Below are 19,710 nucleotides of genomic sequence, written 5' to 3'. Positions count from 1 at the left end.
GGCAGTTAGAATAATAACAGGATGTGGCTGGTCCGTTCATCTTCCTTAAGTCTACGGCAAAGTTCTATACCATCCATTATCGGCATCATAATGTCGCAGATAATCAGATCGGGCAGTGTTTCTATTGCTGTTTCCCAACCCATTAATCCATTCTCACTTTCCGCTACCTGATAATGTTTGCCTACCAGCGATGAGATTAACAGTCTGATTTCACTATTGTCTTCTACCACCAATATGGTTTCGGTGGAAATATCAGTTTCTTTCTTGGATTTTAAAATTGTTAGCTCTTTTTCGGGCTGTTGCGTGTAGATATCGGGATGGGTAGGATAATCTTTTGCCCCATCAAAAATCGCTGTTTTAAAATGCGATTTTCCTTTTTTTAACCTTACCGTGAAATTAGTGAAACCACGTTTACCATTTTCAGCAGGTGTACTTTCTACAGCAATATGCCCTTTGTGCTCTTCTACAATTGCTTTAGAAAGTGCCAAACCTATTCCCGAGCCGATTTGATTGGAGTGTTGCTCATCTACCTGGAAATAATCACTAAAAAGATTTTTTAAACTTTCTGCAGGTATACCCAATCCGTTATCTGAAATGCTAATTGCTACTTCATTCTCCATTTCCAATAGAGAAACAGAGATTTTGCCGCCCGATCACAGAATTTAAAGGCATTGGATAACAGGTTGAACAATACTTTTTCGAGCTGCCGTTTATCAAAAAAGAGGCTGATGTTTTCCTGTTCGTGTACAAACTCATATTGTATGCCGTTTGTTTGGGCAAGATGAGAGAAGGAAATGAATATTTCGTTGACAAAATCGACGATATTATCTTCTGTAACATGCAGGGTAAGGTGTCCCGTTTCAGCTTTTCTGAAATCCATTAATTCGGTAATAAGCCGCATTAGCCTGTTTGCGTTATTTTTTATCGGGATAATCTGTCGATTTAACTCGGTATCGGTTTGATATTGCTTGGAAAGATTTTCTAACGGGCCAAGAATTAAAGTAAGTGGCGTTCTGATTTCGTGGGCCACATAGGTGAAGAAATTCAGTTTCATTTTCTGGATGTCTTCTGTACGTTTAAGCAGCGCACGCACAAAAAGATAACGTACAATTAAAAACAGTAGGCCCGAAAAGAAAGCCAGATAAATAAGATAAGCCCACCAGGTAGCCCAAAAGGGTGGAAGAACCGTTATTTTAAGGGTTGCAGCTTTGCTGCCAGGATTTCCATCATTATTATTTCCCGTTACCATAAAGGTATAATTACCTGCGGGAAGATCGGTATAGGTAACACTAGGCACATCGGTTTTTATCCAATCTTTACTGTGGCCTTTAAGGATATAACGGTAACTGTTTTTTTCTGGTTTAATGTAATTTAATAAGGCAAAATCGAGAGTGAAATTGTTATTGTCGTGTTTAAAGATAATTTGTTTAGTGCTTTTGATATCTTCCTTTAACAGTCCATCTGGCGCATTTACCGCTACAGGTTGATCGAATAGTTTGAGTTCAGTAAAGGTGATTGGTGCAACATTCCTATTAATATCAATTTGACTGGGATAAAAGGCTGTTAAACCATCGTAACCACCAAAAAACAACTCGCCTTTACTATCTTTAAAAAACGATCTGATATTAAAATCGTTGCCTGCAAGACCGTCGCTTTTGGTGTAATTAATGAATTTTCCCGTTTTGGTAACCAGCTTAGATAGTCCTTTATCTGTACTGATCCACAGGTTATTTTCTTCATCTTCAATAATTCCCAATACATTACCGTTTGGTAGGCCATCCTTTTCGCTGTAGGTCTTGAATTTTCTGCTTTTATTATCGAAAATGCTTAAACCTCCAAAAGAGGTTCCAACACAAATATTTCCATTCTTTATCTGAACAATGCAATTAATATGATCTAAACTACCTGCGTTGCTTTTGTTCTGGTAATAGGCTGTAATTCTTTTAGTAGCCGGATGATAAGCGTATAGTCCGGCCACCGTTCCAATCCATAAATTTTTGGCCTTATCTTCAAATATAACCTGAATATACTTGTTCCTTAGGTTCTGCTCTAATGGGCTTTTAACCGTTGTAGAAGCATAATGGCCATTTGTTTTTTTTAATGTAGATAATCCATCGTTGGAGCCTACCCAAACAGTGCCCTCGCTATCTACAGTTATGGCAATCACTTCTGAGCTCCCCGGGCTATTTTTTACATCTTTAACATTGATTATTTTCTTAAAATTACGACCTGAGGGATTAAATGCGTATAAACCACCCGGTGTGTACCCACTAATAGCTGTCCTGTTTTATCGAGGCACAAGGTTTTAATTAGGTTGGAATTGAGCCCGTTGCTGCTGTTTGGTTCTGCTTTATAGTAGGTGAAGGTATTGTTGCTTCTGTTCATGTAATTTAAACCACCGCCTTCAGTACCAATCCATAGGTTATGGTATTGATCTTCGGCCATGGCGCTTACAATATTGCTGCTCAAACCTTGTTGTTTTTTCGAATTTCTAAAAACGGTAAAAGGCGTTGCAGACGGGTAAACAACATTTGCACCTTTGTAATAAGTGCCCAAATAAACTGAGCCGTTAATATCTTGAAAAATACTATGGATAGAATTCTGGCTCAATCCGTCTGTTTGCTCAGGGTCGTAACGGTAATTACTAAATTTTCGGGTATTTGGATCGAGGATACTTAATCCTTCTTGTGTACCGATCCAAATATTGCCCGCCTTGTCGCAGGTTAATTTTCGAATGTCGTTATTAACAATCGAATTTTGATCTGTCGCACTGGTTTTGTACCGTTTAAAGGTTTTGTGTTCGTAATCAAATAAATTTAAGCCATTGTAGGTACCTAACCAAAGCCTCTTTTGTTTATCAATTGCAATACTTTTTACGGCATTAGAACTGATGCTGTTTTCATTGCTGGGGTTGTGTCTGAAAATCTCAAAGTGATATTTGCCCTTAACCAGGTAAATACGTACTAAACCATTATAAGTACCTACCCATAGGTTCTGTTTTTCGTCTTTAAGAATCGAGAAAATCAAGCTAAGGCCAGATTTATGATTGGGCTTATCGAAAAGAAATTTTTTAAAAATCTGCTTCTCGACATCTATCAGCAGGTTGAGACCATTATCTGTACCGATCCATATATTTTTTTGAGGATCTTCATATAAACATTCTACTGAATCGCAGCTAAAGGAATTCGCAGAACTGCGTTTATTGATGCGGTAAAAATGATCGGTTTTTTCATTGTAAATATTCAGACCGTTTTCTGTACCTACCCATAACCTTCCTTTAGTATCGGTTAATAGGGTGTTAATCACATTATTCGAAATGCTGTTAAGGTTATCGGCGCTATTGTTATAAACTTTAAAACGGTAGCCATCATAGCGGTTTAATCCATGTCTGGTGCCCATCCAAATAAACTGGTTTTTATCTTGCGCAATGGCCATCACCGAATTTTGTGACAAGCCATTTTCCATCCTGAGGTGGTTAAAAACAATTGGCTTTTGTGCGTGTAGGGAAGTGCACATCAAAAGCATCAGGGAAAAACATATCGCGTTTAAACGCAGCATTATCATTTTGGGTTATTTTTGGGATATAATCAGTTGATGTATTTCGATTAAATATAGGGCGAATTGATCAAAATATTAAGGGATTACAGTTTTTCTACCCTTTCATTTACAATTTTCGACCTTTTTCATTTTATGCCCAACTAATTTTGGTAAAGCGAATGCAAGATGGTAAAAGAGCAATCATCAGCAGAGATTAACCATTTCTGCCATTGGCTTAACCAAATTTAACTAACAACCAACGCTGTGAGCAAATCCGATATCAACCCATCCGAAAGCCAACAGCAAATATTAACCAAACCAACCATGAAACAAAAATTACTCTTATTAAAAGCAGCGCTTTTAAAACTTAGGGATTTGAGCGGCGTGCACCGACATTTTTTGTCTGAGCATCATAATCAACCAAAATGGAGGTACACATTTTAATTAGCGCTTGGTTTTCCAGGTTAAATAAAATCGACATTCCAAAACAAAATCAACTCCTAAATTTATGAATCTATTATCATTAAAAAGGCATTGCCTAATGCCTGTTCTTGCCTTGCTGTTTTTTAGCGCCTGTAAGAAAAAAGAAGTGGCATCAGATATCTATACCATCCGACAATGGAAATCAGATTTATCGGTAAACAATGTTGTACCGACAATTACAGGTAGAACAGATCATGCAGTAGCAGTATGTTATTTAATGACCGACAACAAACTTTATTATTACCTGTATTTTGACACTCCACTCAACAATGGCGATACACCTACCAAAGCAATTATTTATAGCGGTACTGCCGGAGCCAATGGGGCTGTTTTAATCGATTTGAATAATGGAGCCTTTAATTCCACCAGGGAAGTAAAGGGTTCTATTGAGCTGTCGGCTCAGACCATAGCAGATTTAAATTCCAAAACACTTTACCTACAGATTGCCTCCAGCCAACAGGCTACAGGTTTGGTAAGAGGTACATTAACATCATATTAATTAACAGCCGATATTATGAAGAAAAAATATACAAATATGAGGCTGAAATGGATGATAGGCTTATTAAACCTATTGCCTGTTTTTGCATTTGCACAGCAAAAACCGGTAGCCAATACTACCGTAGAAACGGATAGTTCGCTGATCAGGAAATTTGATCAAAAAAACTTCCTTGAAAATAAAGTTGATAAGTGGAATGGAACAACTAAAAAAGCCAACCTGATAGCAGGTGCTGCTACGATATATGGTGATGATATTAATTCTACTCCGGTATCTGATGTGACAAATACGGTAGCTGGCCGTTTAACTGGTTTGTATACGCTACAATCGTCGGCGCGTACAGGTTTTGATGTAACGCAATTGGTGCTCCGTGGCCAATCGCCGCTTATCGTAATTGATGGAGTACCCAGATCCTTTACTAATTTCAATCCTGATGATGTAGAAAGTATTACGGTATTGAAAGATGCTTTATCAACTTCTATGTATGGTATGCGTTCATCAGGTGGTGTAATTTACATTACAACTAAAAAGCAATCAAAAAACAATCCTTTCGAAATTAATTTCGGGGCAGAATACGGTGCCCTTCAAAACTTGTTTTCACCCAAGTTTATTACCGGTGGCGATTACGCCCGTATTTACAACGAAGCACAGTTAAACACAAACCCGGGCAGTACGCCTGTATACAGCGATGCAGTAATTAGTGCTTATGATAACAACACCAATAATCCGTTTTTACAACCTAATAATAATTGGTATGATCTGGTTTATAAAAAGAACAGCGCTCAAAAGCGGTATCACTTAGGTGTTGCGGGTAATTCAGAAACTTTTAAGTACTATGCCAGTTTAGAGCATTTTGCATCTGATGGTAATTTTGTAACCGATGATAACAACGTTTATAATACTAATAACTTTTATAAACGTTATAATATTCGTACCAATGCAGAAATTAACTTTAATGAAGATATTTCCTTACAGTTAAACATCTTTGGCTCAGTAGAAAACAACAACCAGCCTGGCGGTTATGCCTCAACCATTATGGGCCAGGTTTATTCAACATCTCCATTGGCCTATGCTGTAAAAAATCCCGATGGTACTTATGGCGGCACCGCTTCTTTAACCAATAATATTTTGGCAAACACGATCAACTCTGGTTACGTGATGACTACTGACCGTACCTTAAATTCTGATGTGTTCCTAAAATATAAGCTAGACGATATCACTAAAGGCTTATGGGCCAAAGCAGGTTTGTCAATTGCAAACTATTATAGCGAATTGATAAATAAAAGCAAAACCTTTGCTATTTATTACCCAACAATAAATGGAACAATGGTTTCTTATACTAAATCTGGAGCTGATGGCAATGTTGGATTAGGTACTGGTACTTCCTCGATGATTGATCAGATTAAACAAACTTACTATAATTTTATGTTGGGTTATGCCAGGGATTTTGGCAATCACCACTTAGATTTATTGGGAACATATAATGGAGATAATAGTCTCTCCAGCGGATTATTATCAAATGGTCAGCTTAATAATATCCTTAAAACGGGGGCCTTATCTGCTAAATACAATTACAAAGAAAAATATTTTGTCGAAGCTGGTGTCGCAAATAGCAGTTTTAATAAATATGTTGATGGCAAAAAATGGGAATTCCTTCCGTCAGTAGGCTTAGGCTGGATAGCTTCAAAAGAGGAATGGTTTAATTCAGGGATTGTTAATTTTCTAAAATTAAGAACTACTTATGGCTTAACTGCAAAAGCAAATCTTTCTGATTATTTCTCTTATATCCAAAGATATTCAATTAGCAGCAGCTCAGGATATGTTTTTGGTACAGGCCAAACTGCTGTAGGCACGGCAGTTGAAGGCAGCTTAGCTACTACAAATGTGGGTGCAGAAAAGGCCAGGAAATTTGAAGTTGGAGCCGATGCCGCATTTTTAAACAACAAATTAAATGTGGGCATAACATACTACAATAATAATTTCTATGATTTATTATTGGTTAGGCCATCAGCGAGTACCATTATCGGAACAAGCTATCCTATGCAAAATATTGGCGAAATAAGATACTCCGGAATAGAAAGTACGGCTGATTTTATAGGCAGATCTGGCGGATTTGGATATAAAATCGGAGTTAATGTAAGTGTACAGAATAATAAGGTATTAAATGCAGGAGAACCTAATTATCCTTACAGTTGGCTGTACTCTGCAGGGCAGTCTTCTGGTACTTTTGGTTATGAGGCTATTGGATTTTATAAAACCGGTGAAAACGCTTCCAATACACCTACTGTTTTAGGTTACACACCTGTGGCCGGCGATATTAAATACAAAGATTTGAATGGCGATGGCATAATATCTCCACTCGATCAAAAGAAAATTACAGGAGACAAACCACTTATTTTTGGCGGTTTAAATTTTGCCTTTAATTACAAGGGATTTGATTTATCCGCATTGTTGCAAGGTGTTTTAAATAGAGAAGTATTGTTAAGTACGGGCTCAATGTTAGCTTTAAATAACAATACGGGTTACGTTTTGGATTATACAACTGAAAATAGATGGACCCCATCTAACCAGGAAAATGCCACATTGCCCCGTTTAACTCTCGGCACCAATGTAAACAATAATCTTTCTTCTACATTCTGGGTAAGAAACGGTAATTATTTTAGATTGAAAAATGTGGAATTAGGTTATTCCCTTTCACAACAGCTAACCAATAAATTAAAGATTAAAAAACTTAGATTTTTTGTAAACGGTTATAACGTGCTTACTTCTTCAAAATTAGATTTTGATCCTGAATCATTTGTAAGCGGCTTCCCTAACCAACGTGTAATTAACGGAGGCGTATCATTAACCTTATAGACTTTAGATTTATGAAAAAATATTTTATAGTAGGATTAATGTCCACCATGCTATTTGGAGCATGGGGATGTAAAAAATTAAGTGAGGATACCCCCTTAGAACTGATTGATCAAGAAATTATTTTTGACAAAACAGACTCCTTAGGTGTAAATGCCGAAAGATTTCTAAACAATATTTATGCTGGCTTGCCGAACGGTTATAATAGAATAGGCAATAATATATTAGACGCGGGTACTGATGATGCCTTGCCAAATGCTTTAGGTGATGTCGTTCAAAATTTCAGTAATAATGGTACTGGCCCATCAAATGTAGTAGATGATGTATGGGCGAAAAACTATGCCAACATTAGAAAAACGAATATATTTTTAGCCAACATTGATATAGTTCCATTAAACCTTAAAGGTTATAAAGACAGGTGGAAAGCAGAAGCACGTTGTTTAAGGGCAATGTCGTATTTTGAGTTGATAAAAAGATGGGGTGGTGTACCATTAATTGGCGATAAGATTTTTTCAGCTGACGAAACCATTGATGTGCCTCGAAATACTTATCAGGAATGCGTGGATTACATTTTAAATGAGCTTAATACCGCAATGCCTTATCTGTTAACCGCAAATTCATCAACCAATGGAACATTTGCTGCAAATTTTTATGGTCGTTTTGGTCGTGGAGCTGCAATGGCATTAAAAAGCCGATTGCTTTTATATGCAGCAAGCCCACTAAATAATCCAAATAACGATTTAACTAAGTGGGCCACTGCTGCCACTGCCGCAAAAGCTATAATGGATAGTGTTTCGGCAACTAAGTTTACTTATGCTTTGAATACCGCGGCTACCACTATTCATTATAATGCAACTAATTTAACGGCACTGTATCCTTCTACAACTTTAAGTACTTATACCACCAACGTAAATAAGTTTTTAAGTGTTTTTAGTACGGCAAGCAATAGCGAAATTATTTTACCTTATATGGCTTCAAATAATTCGACTGTTGAGTCTTTAAATGATCCTGTTGGATACACAAGAGCATCATCTTCGGGTAAGACTAATCCAACACAAGAATTGGTTAATGAATATGAGATGACGAACGGTAAATTGATTACCGAGAACGGTTCAGGTTACGATGCCACAAAACCTTATTATAACCGCGATCCACGCTTGCCCGGAACTGTTATGTTTGATGGATTATATTGGCTTAACAGAAATGTACAAACTTATGATGGTGGTTTAGACAGACCTTTCGGTTATGGAAGAGTAACCAAAGGAGAAACTCGTACAGGTTATTATATGCGTAAATTTATGACCAGTAACTCTAGTGCAACATCATACTCTAATTACCCCCATATCTTTCCGATCATCAGGTATGCAGAAATTTTATTAAACTACGCGGAAGCACAAAATGAAGCCATTGGCCCAGATGGAGATGTTTATGCGGCTGTAAATGCCATTAGGGCGCGTGTAGGCATGCCGGCATTAACCACAGGTTTAACGCAAGCACAAATGCGTGATAAAATCAGGCACGAAAGAAGGGTGGAATTTGCTTTTGAAGAACACCGTTTTTGGGACATCAGAAGATGGAAAATTGCCGGAACTGTACTTAACGGAACTTTACACGGCATACAAGGTATTAAAGTGGGAAACACAACCACTTATACATTCGTGGATGCTGCTACAACTAATTTTGATGTGAATAAAGGATACTTATTTCCAATACCGCAGAACGAGGTGTTTTCAAATAAATCAATGGTTCAAAATCCTAACTGGTAAAACACAGAACAAAGTACATGAAAAAAATTATAAAAATAGTGGTATTGTTTGTTGCGCTTATTATTTGCAATAGGACTTTTGGACAAACAGGAAAGATTATAACTGGTACGGTTAGTGATGATAAAGGGCCAATTCCTGCCGCTACCATTTTTGAAAAAGAATTTACAAATAATGGTATTTCAACAGATGAAAATGGTCATTTCTCAATTAAGTTAAGAGGTACGCAGGGTATAATTGTAGTTAAATCCATTGGCTATCTCTCACAAGAAATAAATGTATCTGCAAAATCCAAAATCAACGTTATTTTAAAAGATGACGCAAAAGGCTTAGAGGAAGTTGTGGTTTTGGGCGTTGGGCAAACAACTAAAAAGGTAACTGTTACAGGAGCCGTTAGTACAATATCTGGAGAAAAAATACGTCAAAGTCCTTCGGCGAGTTTACAAAATAGTTTGGCTGGTCGTTTACCTGGATTCTTTTCACAGCAAAGAAGTGGTCAGCCTGGTAATGATGGCGCTGCTTTCCAGATTAGAGGAATTAGCACCTATGCTGGTGGTACAACACCCCTAATTATTGTTGATGATGTGGAGGTAAGTGCCGATCAGATCAGTTTAATTGATCAGAATGAAGTTGAGAATGTAACCATCTTAAAAGACGCCTCTACTACTGCCGTATATGGTATTAGAGGTGCCAACGGTGTGGTAATTATTACCACGCGTAGGGGACAAAGCGGAAAACCAAGTTTAAACTTCAAAAATGAAAGCGGTTTACAAATGCCTACACAGCGTCCGGTTGTAAACTCTGGTTATGTTACATTAAACTTATTGAGAGAGCGTTTAGCGGGTTTATACACCAATCCGTTAACTTCTTATTCCAATTTTTTTTCTGGCGATAATTTAAATCATTATCTAACAAATGATGATCCTTATAATCACCCGAATGTAAATTGGTGGGATGAGGTGATTAAAAAAGTGAGCTTACAAAACAGAATCAACTTTGACGTTTCTGGTGGTACCGGAAAAGTGAAGTATTTTGTTAACTTGGGTTATTTGTACCAGGGAGGATTGTTTAAAGATTTTTCAGAAGGGCAAGGCTATAACTCAAATTATTTGTACAATCGATATAATTTCAGATCAAATATTGATATTACTCCAAATAAAAATTTAAAAATTAAGGTTGATTTATCAGGCCGTTTTGGAGTTACCAACGAGCCTAACGACAAACCATGGAATAATGGAGGTACAACATTTCAATATTTATGGGATGGTCAGCTATCCTCATTTTTATATCCAATTTATTGGCCGAACGGCTTGATTGCCAGTTCTGCATCAACTCAAACAAAACCAAATCCCGTAGCCAACTTAATGTATTCGGGTTATAACCGTACATATAACAACAATATAGCAGCAGCTACGAGCGCCAATCAATTATTAGATGTAATTACGCCAGGCTTATCGGCTAATTTTTTGGTTTCCTATACTGGTGATTATAGTTTTACTAGGAACCTGACACGTTCATCGAGTGAGATATTGGCATATTCTTACGACCCCGCCACGCAGAAATACAATCCTACAACTGCTAACTTGTATCGTATGGGGGTTTTAACAAGGAGTACTTCGTTTAATTTAACAAAACGTACAACAACAATACGAGGCGGCCTAAACTATAGTCGTAATTTTGGAGATCATAGTGTAAGTGCCTTGGCCTTGCTTAATCAAACGCGAACCAATATTTTGCCGGTAAATTCAACAACGGTTACCTTAATCGATCCGTATAATATACAAGGATTTACAGGTAAAGCAACTTATGCCTACAAGCAAAAGTATATGGTGGATTTGACGGCAGCCTATAACGGATCAGACCGATTTAGTGAGAATAATCGCTTCGCCTGGTTTCCGGCTGCCAGTGTGGGATGGAATGTAAGTGAGGAAAAGTTTATTAAAGACAATCTGAAATTTATCAATTTCTTAAAAATCAGAGCTTCTTACGGATTGACGGGTAATGACAATATTGGTGTAAGTAGTTTGGTTTATCAAAAAAATTATTCTACCGGATCAAGCGGTATTATTTTTGGAGAAACACCACAAAGTTATTCTGGCATTGTAGAACCTACTTTAGCTAACACCAATGTAAAATGGATGACTGTGAAGGATTTTGATATTGGTTTGGATGCTAAGCTGTTTAATAGTAAATTATCTTTAACATTCGATTATTTTAATAAACTAACCAGTGATATTTTTACCACCCCAGGTTTAATACCATCAACATTCGGTGCCTCTTTGCCTCCTTATAATTTGGGCAGGGTTCGTAATACGGGTTATGAAATAGATCTAACATATAGGGATAAAATAGGTAAAAACTTAGAGTTCTTTGTAAATGGAAATCTAACCTACGCTAAAAACATCGTATTATATCGCAATGAGCCAGGTTATTTGTATGATGGTTTAGCATCGACAGGCAAACCTGTTGGCGCTGTGTTCCAATATACTTTCGACGGATATTATGAGAGTTTGGCAGATTTGTATACTGCGCCACGTTTTGCATCATCTATACCTTTATCTACCCTTCAATTAGGGTCACTCAAATATAAAGACTTAACCGGTGATGGTATTATTGATGCTAATGACAGACAATATATAGGTAATAACAACCCAAATTATACAGGTGGTTTAAGCTTTGGTTTCTCATATAAAGGCTTTGACGTCTCTACCTTATTTCAAGGTAATTTTGATTATATCATTAACATGAATAGGGGGGCTTTGGCTTATGCACGCCCTGATCGCGTGTCGGTGCCGTGGAACGCAAACCGATGGACTCCTGAAAATGCTGCAAGTGCTACTTTCCCAGAACTATCAAGTAATACAAATAATGGAGTAGATGGTGCAAATCCAAATTATTCAACTTTTTGGTTTGTACAAGGTGACTTTGTTCGTTGGAAAAACTTTGAGGTAGGTTACAGGTTTCCGGCAGCTTTTGCTAAAAAACTACATGTTAATAATATCCGGGTTTATGCCAATGGCTATAACATGGGCATAGTTTATACTAAAGTCCCAACATTTATCGATCCTGAGTCGGCCTTAACTTCCACTGTTGGAGAATATCCACAACAAAGGGTATTGAATTTTGGGGTACAATTTGGACTTTAATTTTTAGATTGAAAAATATGAAAACTAAAATTTTTACAACAGCACAGGTATTAATAATCTGTATGTTTATGTTTTCCTGCAAAAAGGGAGGATTCTTAGATCCACAAGTAGAACCATTATCTGAAAAAAATGTATTTGCAGATAGCACAATGACCTTTAACTTTTTAAATAATATTTATTGGAATACAGGATTAGACATTGTTAATTATCGTAATAACATAGGTGGTGCAACAGGAGGCGGACCAGGATCCAGCGATTGGAATGATAGCTTTGAAACTTTATCGTCTAATGCTGCAAGCGGTTATTCAGGCCAAGATGCTTTTCTTAAAGGCAGCAGTAACAGTTCAAGTCATCCATTGTTAGTTATGTGGACACTTTTGTACAAAAAAATTAGAGCAGCCAATAAGTTTATCGCAAATGTTCCTAGTTCTCCTATATCAGCATCGAGAAAAAAAGTATTAACTGCAGAAGCCAGGTTTTTAAGGGCCTTTTACTACCAAATGTTGGTAAGATATTATGCCGGTGTTCAGATCGTAGGCGATGACGTAAGTGATGATTTTCCTACGTATGATTATAAGCGTAATACCTATAAGGAATGTGTTGATTACATTGCTTCTGAGTACGACAAAGCAGCAGTTGATTTACCATCAGCCACAACTTTGGAGGCGATTAACTATGGTAGGGCAACTTCAGGTGCCTGTAAAGCGATGAAAGCCAGATTGTTCATAACTGCAGCAAGCCCATTGTTTAATGGTAGCCCAGCCAGTACAGATGCCGCTGTGCTTCCTTTAATCTCTTACTCTGCCAGTTATGATGTTTCTTTATGGCAAAAGGCAGCTGATGCTTGCAAAGCAGTGATTGACTTGCCTGAATATGCTTTGGTAATAGACAATACAAATGCAACCTATCCTGGAAACGGTTTTTGGAGAATGTTTACAGATGGAAGAAAAAATACTGAATTTATTTTTGCATATAACTGTTCAAGAACTGCTGCTGCATCTGCAGGAAACTCAAGCACTGGAAATCTTGAAAGGGCATGGTTCCCTTGGAGTATTTTAGGAAGTACTGATCTAACTTATATGAATCCTAGTCAAAATGTAGTAGATGCCTTTGGTATGGCTAACGGGAAATTAATAACAGATGCTGGATCAGGTTATAATGCTTTAGATCCATATAAAAATCGCGACCCGAGGTTTTACTATTCTATTATTTATAACCAAGCTACTATGACAAATAGATCTACAACCGCTTTAACCACCATAAATATTTATTCTGATGCTGCTAATAATAAAGTAGGCGACGGGGTTCAGCAGTATTATACTAAAACAGGATATTATTCTCGTAAAATGTGTAATGATAGAATCCCTTATACCAGTTTAACGGTAGATAGATCTTTACCTATGATTCGATTGGCCGAATTAATTTTAGGTTATGCAGAAGCGCTAAATGAGTTGGGTCAAACTGAATCCGCTGTTATACAGGTAAATAAAATTAGAAGTCGTGCTGGAATTACTGCTGGAACAGATGGTAGATACGGAATTCCAGTTGGCGTAACTCAAGCGCAATTACGTACTTTGATTAGAAACGAATATCGTGTAGAGTTTTTTGGTGAAGGCCATTGGTATTATGATACACGCAGATGGAAAACTGCCGAAACAACTGAAAACGGGGGACTACAGTTGGTTAGAGCAAAGCAAAATGCAACTGGTAGTGCTTATCCATTTAACTATACTTACGAAAATACTGCTGTAGTAATGACTTTCTTAAAACCTGCGATGTATTTTGTGCCAATTCCATTAACAGAAGTTTTGAAGTCGAACGGGCTATTATTGCAGAATCCGGGTTGGTAATAAATAGATCATATAAATAAAAATTTAAAATTATGAAAAAAACATTAATCCTTTTTGCAATTATTATGGCTTTTGTTGCCATAAAACCTATTAAGGTAAAAGCACAAGTGCCAACCCAAGAGTATTATCATGAAATTACCAACGAGTTGGGCACATTTAAGATTTGGCTCTATATGACCGAGAATAATGGTGTCGATCACGTATTGATTATGGATCCTGAATTTAATACATGGCCACTAAATATAGAGTATAAGGTTTATGGTGGTGGTTATGGAGCATCCAGTTCTATCGGAACTGAGTTTGTAGGCTCATTTCCAGGTTATCACATCACTTGGACAGGTGTTTTTGACCCTGCTTATGGTTATCAACCAACTATAACAACCAATTAATAGCGAAGAATAAACCCAAGGTAGCCGAATATCTGCTTTAAAATTTTTGTGATGCCAGTTCGAAAACCATTTTAGTTAAGTTAGTCCCAGACCAGTTGCCTGCCAAAACAAGGTAGGCAACATCATGGTCGGGCAAAAACCTTAAACTTTTTACACACCATTACAATATCAATTCGATCATCTTAAAGATCTACTTATGCTTATCGATCAACAAGGAAGCGCAGTTTCAACACAGTTTAAAACTTCAACTAATATCAGGACACTTGAACCCATTATGTTTTATTCGGGAAAAGATGATGAACTACAGTTCTTTTTAAACGAAACCGAATTTGGCGAACTGATTATTATCTCACTTTCTGATGATCAGGTTTTAGTGAAAGAGGTACTATTAGAAGAAACAAATGAAAAACTTGAATGGAAACAGGATCATAAAGGATTGAGAATTTCGGTACCCGAGGGATTACCAAAAAGTAGAGGGGATATGGGGCGCGTATTGAAGGTTATGTTTAAGCCGTAAACCCCCAGCAGAGTCGAAGGGTATTTAGTTGAGCGCTTGGAATCAGTTAACCAATTTTAATATCCTGACTATTAATAAGTTAATAAAAATTAAGGTTTAATCAATCACTGTAAACAATATGCTATCAACCATGAACAAATGAACCATTAAACTAATAACCAATTAACCATAAACTTTTAAACCATTAACAATGAAAAACAAAAAACAACTTTGCTTTGCCTTACTTCTAACAATGTCGAGCGGCATTTTAATGAATGGCTGTAAAAAAGCACCGGTTTCAGAACCAGAAACCAACCAGGCAAAATTCACTAAATCTGTGCTAAGCTCAACCACCACGCCTAGCTTTGTAACTAATACCAAAAACCTCAACATTGTCATGTTTGTGCCTACCGATAACCCGGCGCTTCCTGATTACAAAACCAGATTAACTACGTTATTTACGCATTTTCAAAACTGGTTCCATACCGAAATGTTAAGGTATGGCTATGACAAATATTTAGGCTTAGCCAGGGTTGATTCTACCAACCTTATTAAATTTATTGAAATACCTGCCGCAGGACCACAGGCAGATTATCCCTATGATTCGAGCATATCAGGAAGTAAAATCCTGAATGAAATAAACGCATACAAAGCTACACATGCGTCAGAATTTTCTAATTCTTCTCACATGCTTATTTTATTGCCGCAAAGAACCGATGGCGGAGGTCAGCCATTTTATGGGTTGGGTAAAAATTGCTTTGCACTGGATAATGCAAATATGGCCGTTGATAAAATACCTAATCCTAATTCTAATTATTTGGGTGGAATGCTGCACGAACTTGGCCATGGCTTAAATCTTCCGCACGATCATGCCAAATATGCTTCAGAGGAGCCAACATTAGGTACTTCTCTAATGGGGGCCGGAAACGTAAGTTTCAGCAAAGGTCAGCCTACCTTTTTAACCGAGGTGGATGCCGCCATTTTGAACCGTAACGAGATTTTTCAAAATCCTCTACCAATAGAAATACCATACGAAAGTGCTACAACCACGATTAATGCCAATGCAACTTTCAATAGCACTACTCAAGCCTTTAATTTGTCGGGTAGTTTTACGAGCAATAAAGAGGTGACCGATATTTTAGTTTATATGGATCCCAATGTGAACAACGAAGGAACAGGGGTGAACAAAGATTATAATGCCGTTACCTGGAGGTTTACACCTGGAACCGGAAATACCATTGCCGGAAGCATTCCACTAAGCGAACTTTATTATAAAAATAATGAGCCTTATGAGTTAAAGGCCAAACTTTTGCTAAAAAACGGAAACGTAATTACTCAAACTTATACTTTCTCATTTTTAAATGGCGTACCACAGATTGGTGCAAACGGTTCAGCTAAATTTTACCAGAATGCCAGTTATGGAGGTTATGGCATATCATTACCGGTTGGCCAGTACACCACCGCCGATCTGATCAGCCGTGGCATCAGCAATAACGATGTTTCGTCCGTTAATGTAGGTTTGGGAGTAAAAGTAATTCTGTATGATGGAGATAACTTTACAGGAAGCAGCATTGAATTAACCTCTTCGAGTACTTATGTTTCTACTTTTAACGATAAGGCGTCCTCTATAAAAGTGATTGCCCTTTAATCATTATATTTAAAACAGACTTGATGATAAACGTTTCAAATCATAATCGAAAATGAGAAAGCCACTTTTTTTAAGTCTGTTATTTGTACTGTTTGCCCAGCTATTGATTGGGCAAACAGTGCAAAATAATGCTTTGGAACGGTTTAAGACAGAAAAATTCGGCATGTTTTTGCATTGGGGCCTGTATGCCCAAACTGCGGGCGACTGGAAAAACCATAAAGTAAAAGGTGGCGAGCATTTTATGCTTTACGAACGTATTCCCGTACAGGAGTACGGAACCATTGCCCATCAATTTAATCCAGTAAAATTCGATGCAGATGCCTGGGTAAAGCAGGCAAAAGAAACAGGGATGAAGTATATCGTTTTTACGGCTAAACATCATGATGGATTTGCCATGTACAATTCGGCCAGTAGCGATTATAATATTGTAAAAAGAAGTCCCTTTAAACGCGATCCGATAGCAGAACTTGCTAAGGCCTGCAAAAAATACCAAATTGACCTTTGCCTTTATTACTCTTTGGGCAGAGATTGGCAAGACCCTGATGTGCCAACAAATTGGCCGGTAAAAGCGGGAAGGAGTAATACTTGGGATTACCCCAATGAAGATGCAAAGGTTTTTAACCACTATTTCGAAAGAAAAGTTAAGCCTCAGATTACAGAACTTTTAACCAGCTACGGGCCAATTGGGGTACTGTGGTTCGATACACCCGAACTGATCAGTAAAAAAGAAAGTGCCGAACTTAAAGCTTTAGTTCATAAATTGCAGCCAAACTGTTTGGTAAACAATAGAATTGGAAATGGATATGGCGATTTTTCCATTTCTGAGCAATCATTAACGCCATCATCAAAACAAGCATGGGAGTCTTGTTTAACCATTGGCCAGAACTGGGGTTATAACAAACACGATAGCGTTTGGAAATCGCCCGAAGTATTGGCCCGTCACCTTGTAGAAGTAGTAGCCAATGGGGGTAACCTCTTGTTAAATGTTGGCCCTAAAGGTGATGGTACATTTCCGGATTGGGCTACTGCCAGGTTAAAAGCCCTTGGCAAATGGATGGATATAAACCACGAAGCCATTTACAATAGTCATCCTTGGCTAGCCGTAAAGGAAAATGCCAATAAAACAATAGATAATGTTAGTATCGAAGAAAGTAAAAACGCCATTAAAGATGCTGTTTTTGATGGTACACCCAAAAACATCGTCCCTGATGTATATTATACCAGCAAAAATAAAGTTGTATATGCTTTTCTAAGGAGCTGGCAATCAACAGATGTAACGCTCAAGCAGATCGATAAAAATAAATTGAGCATTAAAAATATTGAATTAATGGGTAATAAAAACAAAGTTCGATGGTCGGTAACCGATCAGGAACTGAAATTGAATTTACCTGAAGATTTTAAAAAAGGAAATCAAATTCCTGTTTATGTGTTAAAAATAACAACCAATTAATGAGGTTTTTATATATATCAATTATAATATTTGTTTATAATGTTGCGCAGGCACAACAGCAGGTAGCTATTATTCCAATGCCAGTGCAATTTGTAAAAGGCAGTGGCTACTTTACCCTTAATAATTACAGTAGCATTGGTTATAATAACGAACAGTTAAAAACAATTGCCTATTATTTTCAGAACGAATTATTAAGTCAAAAAGGAATTACCGTTCAGCAGAAAGCTAAAACGGCAAATATTGTACTGTTGCTAAAAGCGGGAAGGAAACATGCAGATTCATGTGCTTATCAGATCAGTATCAAACCCGACCAGATTATCGTTTCGGGTACGCATCCCAATGGTATTTTTTATGGGGTGGTTTCGCTGTTGCAACTGGCGCTAACCAATAAAAATAACCAGCTTCCGGTGGTCGAAATAACTGATACGCCAGCTTATGGTTGGCGGGGTTTCATGTTAGATGAATCGCGTCATTTTTTTGGTAAAGAAAAAGTGAAATCCATTTTAAACTGGATGGCCTTTTATAAACTCAATATTTTTCACTGGCATTTGACCGATGAACCTGCCTGGCGCTTGGAAATTAAGAAATACCCTAATTTAGCGCTTGTTGGAGGCATCGGCGATTATCTGAATCCTGATTTACCTGCACAGTTTTATACCCAGGCAGATATTAAAGAAATTATTGCTTATGCTGCAGAACGTTATATCCAGGTTGTTCCGGAAATTGATATGCCTGGACACGCAACTGCAGCCAATAAAGCCTATCCTGAATATTCGGGAGGAGGATCGGCAGGTCATCCCGAATTTACTTTTAACCCAGGCTTAGAGAAAACGTACACGTACCTGACCGATATTCTAAAAGAAACCAATGTACTTTTCCCAGCCGGATTAATCCATTTAGGGGGAGATGAAGTGAGTTATGGAAATGAAAAGTGGAATACCAATCCAGAAATATTAAAACTCCGCGAGCGCGAAAAGCTTAAGGATAATGCTGCGGTAGAACATTATTTTATGAAACGCATGGCCGACTCGTTGTATCAGCTCAATGCAAAAGCCATTTTTTGGGACGAAATGGCTGATGTTGATCTTCCAAAACATAAAACTGTTATGTTCTGGTGGCGACAAGAAAAACCCGAACAGCTCCGTACGGCATTAAGCAAGGGTTATCCTACGGTTTTATGCCCACGGTTGCCCTTGTATTTCGATTTTGTTCAGGATAGCACGCATCAATATGGCCGGAAATGGAATAGATTATACAATCCCATTGAGCAGGTTTACGCTTTTGACGCAGGTGCTTACGCCGAAAATGACAAAGAAAAGTCACTCATTTTAGGTATTCAGGCCAACCTTTGGACGGAAACTGTAGATAACAATGCCCGGTTGGATTATCTGCTTTTTCCGCGGATTGCAGCCTTGTCCGAAGCAGCCTGGGTACCTCATAAAAAGAAAGATTTTAAAACTTTCAGTGCCAATTTAACCCGGCATCTGGCATTGTACAACAAAACAGGATTGTATTATTACGATCCTTCAAAAACATTGTTACATCCCGAAATTCCGGTAAAAAGAAAGAAACCATTGAACTATAAAGACTAATACGTAC

General features: G+C 37.6%; 13 protein-coding genes. 10 read left to right on the top strand and 3 right to left on the bottom strand.

Annotated features, from left to right (window positions below):
• Positions 1–5: 5 nt before the first annotated feature.
• Genes H9N25_RS10175 through H9N25_RS10165 form a run of 3 tightly spaced genes read right to left on the bottom strand, consistent with a single transcriptional unit; the run spans position 6 to position 3,465 of the window.
• Positions 6–620 (bottom strand): ATP-binding response regulator, encoded by a 615-nt coding sequence (locus H9N25_RS10175; RefSeq protein WP_190328795.1) that lies wholly within the window; start codon positions 618–620, stop codon positions 6–8.
• The gene (locus H9N25_RS10170; protein ID WP_255524653.1) at positions 605–2,209 is read right to left on the bottom strand and encodes a ligand-binding sensor domain-containing protein; all 1,605 of its coding nucleotides are present in this window, start codon (positions 2,207–2,209) and stop codon (positions 605–607) included. Before H9N25_RS10170 ends, H9N25_RS10175 begins: the two co-directional genes overlap by 16 nt.
• Complete coding sequence (locus H9N25_RS10165; protein ID WP_190328793.1) at positions 2,209–3,465, bottom strand: ligand-binding sensor domain-containing protein; 1,257 nt, start codon at positions 3,463–3,465, stop codon at positions 2,209–2,211. The genes H9N25_RS10170 and H9N25_RS10165 overlap by 1 nt, the downstream gene beginning before the upstream one ends.
• Before the next feature lie 580 nt (positions 3,466–4,045).
• On the opposite strand from H9N25_RS10165, the gene H9N25_RS10160 reads away from it, so the two are divergent.
• From H9N25_RS10160 to H9N25_RS10115, 10 genes are all read left to right on the top strand, one after another.
• Entirely contained in the window at positions 4,046–4,519 is a 474-nt protein-coding gene (locus H9N25_RS10160; protein WP_190328792.1) for a CHRD domain-containing protein, read from the top strand.
• Positions 4,520–4,534: 15 nt separating this feature from the next.
• Positions 4,535–7,372 (top strand): SusC/RagA family TonB-linked outer membrane protein, encoded by a 2,838-nt coding sequence (locus H9N25_RS10155; protein WP_190328791.1) that lies wholly within the window; start codon positions 4,535–4,537, stop codon positions 7,370–7,372.
• Positions 7,373–7,383: 11 nt separating this feature from the next.
• Positions 7,384–9,135 (top strand): RagB/SusD family nutrient uptake outer membrane protein, encoded by a 1,752-nt coding sequence (locus H9N25_RS10150; RefSeq protein WP_190328790.1) that lies wholly within the window; start codon positions 7,384–7,386, stop codon positions 9,133–9,135.
• Between the two features lie 17 nt (positions 9,136–9,152).
• On the top strand, positions 9,153–12,278 hold the full coding sequence (locus H9N25_RS10145; protein ID WP_190328789.1) for a SusC/RagA family TonB-linked outer membrane protein: 3,126 nt from the start codon (positions 9,153–9,155) through the stop codon (positions 12,276–12,278).
• A gap of 17 nt (positions 12,279–12,295) precedes the next feature.
• Positions 12,296–14,128: a RagB/SusD family nutrient uptake outer membrane protein gene (locus H9N25_RS10140; RefSeq protein WP_190328788.1), complete on the top strand. Its 1,833-nt coding sequence runs from the start codon at positions 12,296–12,298 to the stop codon at positions 14,126–14,128.
• A gap of 32 nt (positions 14,129–14,160) precedes the next feature.
• Complete coding sequence (locus H9N25_RS10135; RefSeq protein WP_190328787.1) at positions 14,161–14,517, top strand: hypothetical protein; 357 nt, start codon at positions 14,161–14,163, stop codon at positions 14,515–14,517.
• A gap of 196 nt (positions 14,518–14,713) precedes the next feature.
• On the top strand, positions 14,714–15,034 hold the full coding sequence (locus H9N25_RS10130; RefSeq protein ID WP_190328786.1) for a hypothetical protein: 321 nt from the start codon (positions 14,714–14,716) through the stop codon (positions 15,032–15,034).
• Positions 15,035–15,224: 190 nt separating this feature from the next.
• Positions 15,225–16,661 (top strand): hypothetical protein, encoded by a 1,437-nt coding sequence (locus tag H9N25_RS10125; RefSeq protein ID WP_167294584.1) that lies wholly within the window; start codon positions 15,225–15,227, stop codon positions 16,659–16,661.
• A 52-nt stretch (positions 16,662–16,713) separates the two neighbouring features.
• Positions 16,714–18,111 (top strand): alpha-L-fucosidase, encoded by a 1,398-nt coding sequence (locus H9N25_RS10120; RefSeq protein WP_190328785.1) that lies wholly within the window; start codon positions 16,714–16,716, stop codon positions 18,109–18,111.
• Positions 18,111–19,703 carry a beta-N-acetylhexosaminidase gene (locus H9N25_RS10115; protein WP_190328784.1) on the top strand — a complete coding sequence of 531 codons (1,593 nt, stop codon included), beginning with the start codon at positions 18,111–18,113 and terminating at the stop codon, positions 19,701–19,703. The genes H9N25_RS10120 and H9N25_RS10115 overlap by 1 nt, the downstream gene beginning before the upstream one ends.
• The last annotated feature ends 7 nt before the right edge of the window (positions 19,704–19,710 follow it).

Source organism: Pedobacter riviphilus, from assembly GCF_014692875.1.
Classification (GTDB): domain Bacteria; phylum Bacteroidota; class Bacteroidia; order Sphingobacteriales; family Sphingobacteriaceae; genus Pedobacter; species Pedobacter riviphilus.
This window is presented reverse-complemented; position numbering and strand designations above follow the sequence as displayed.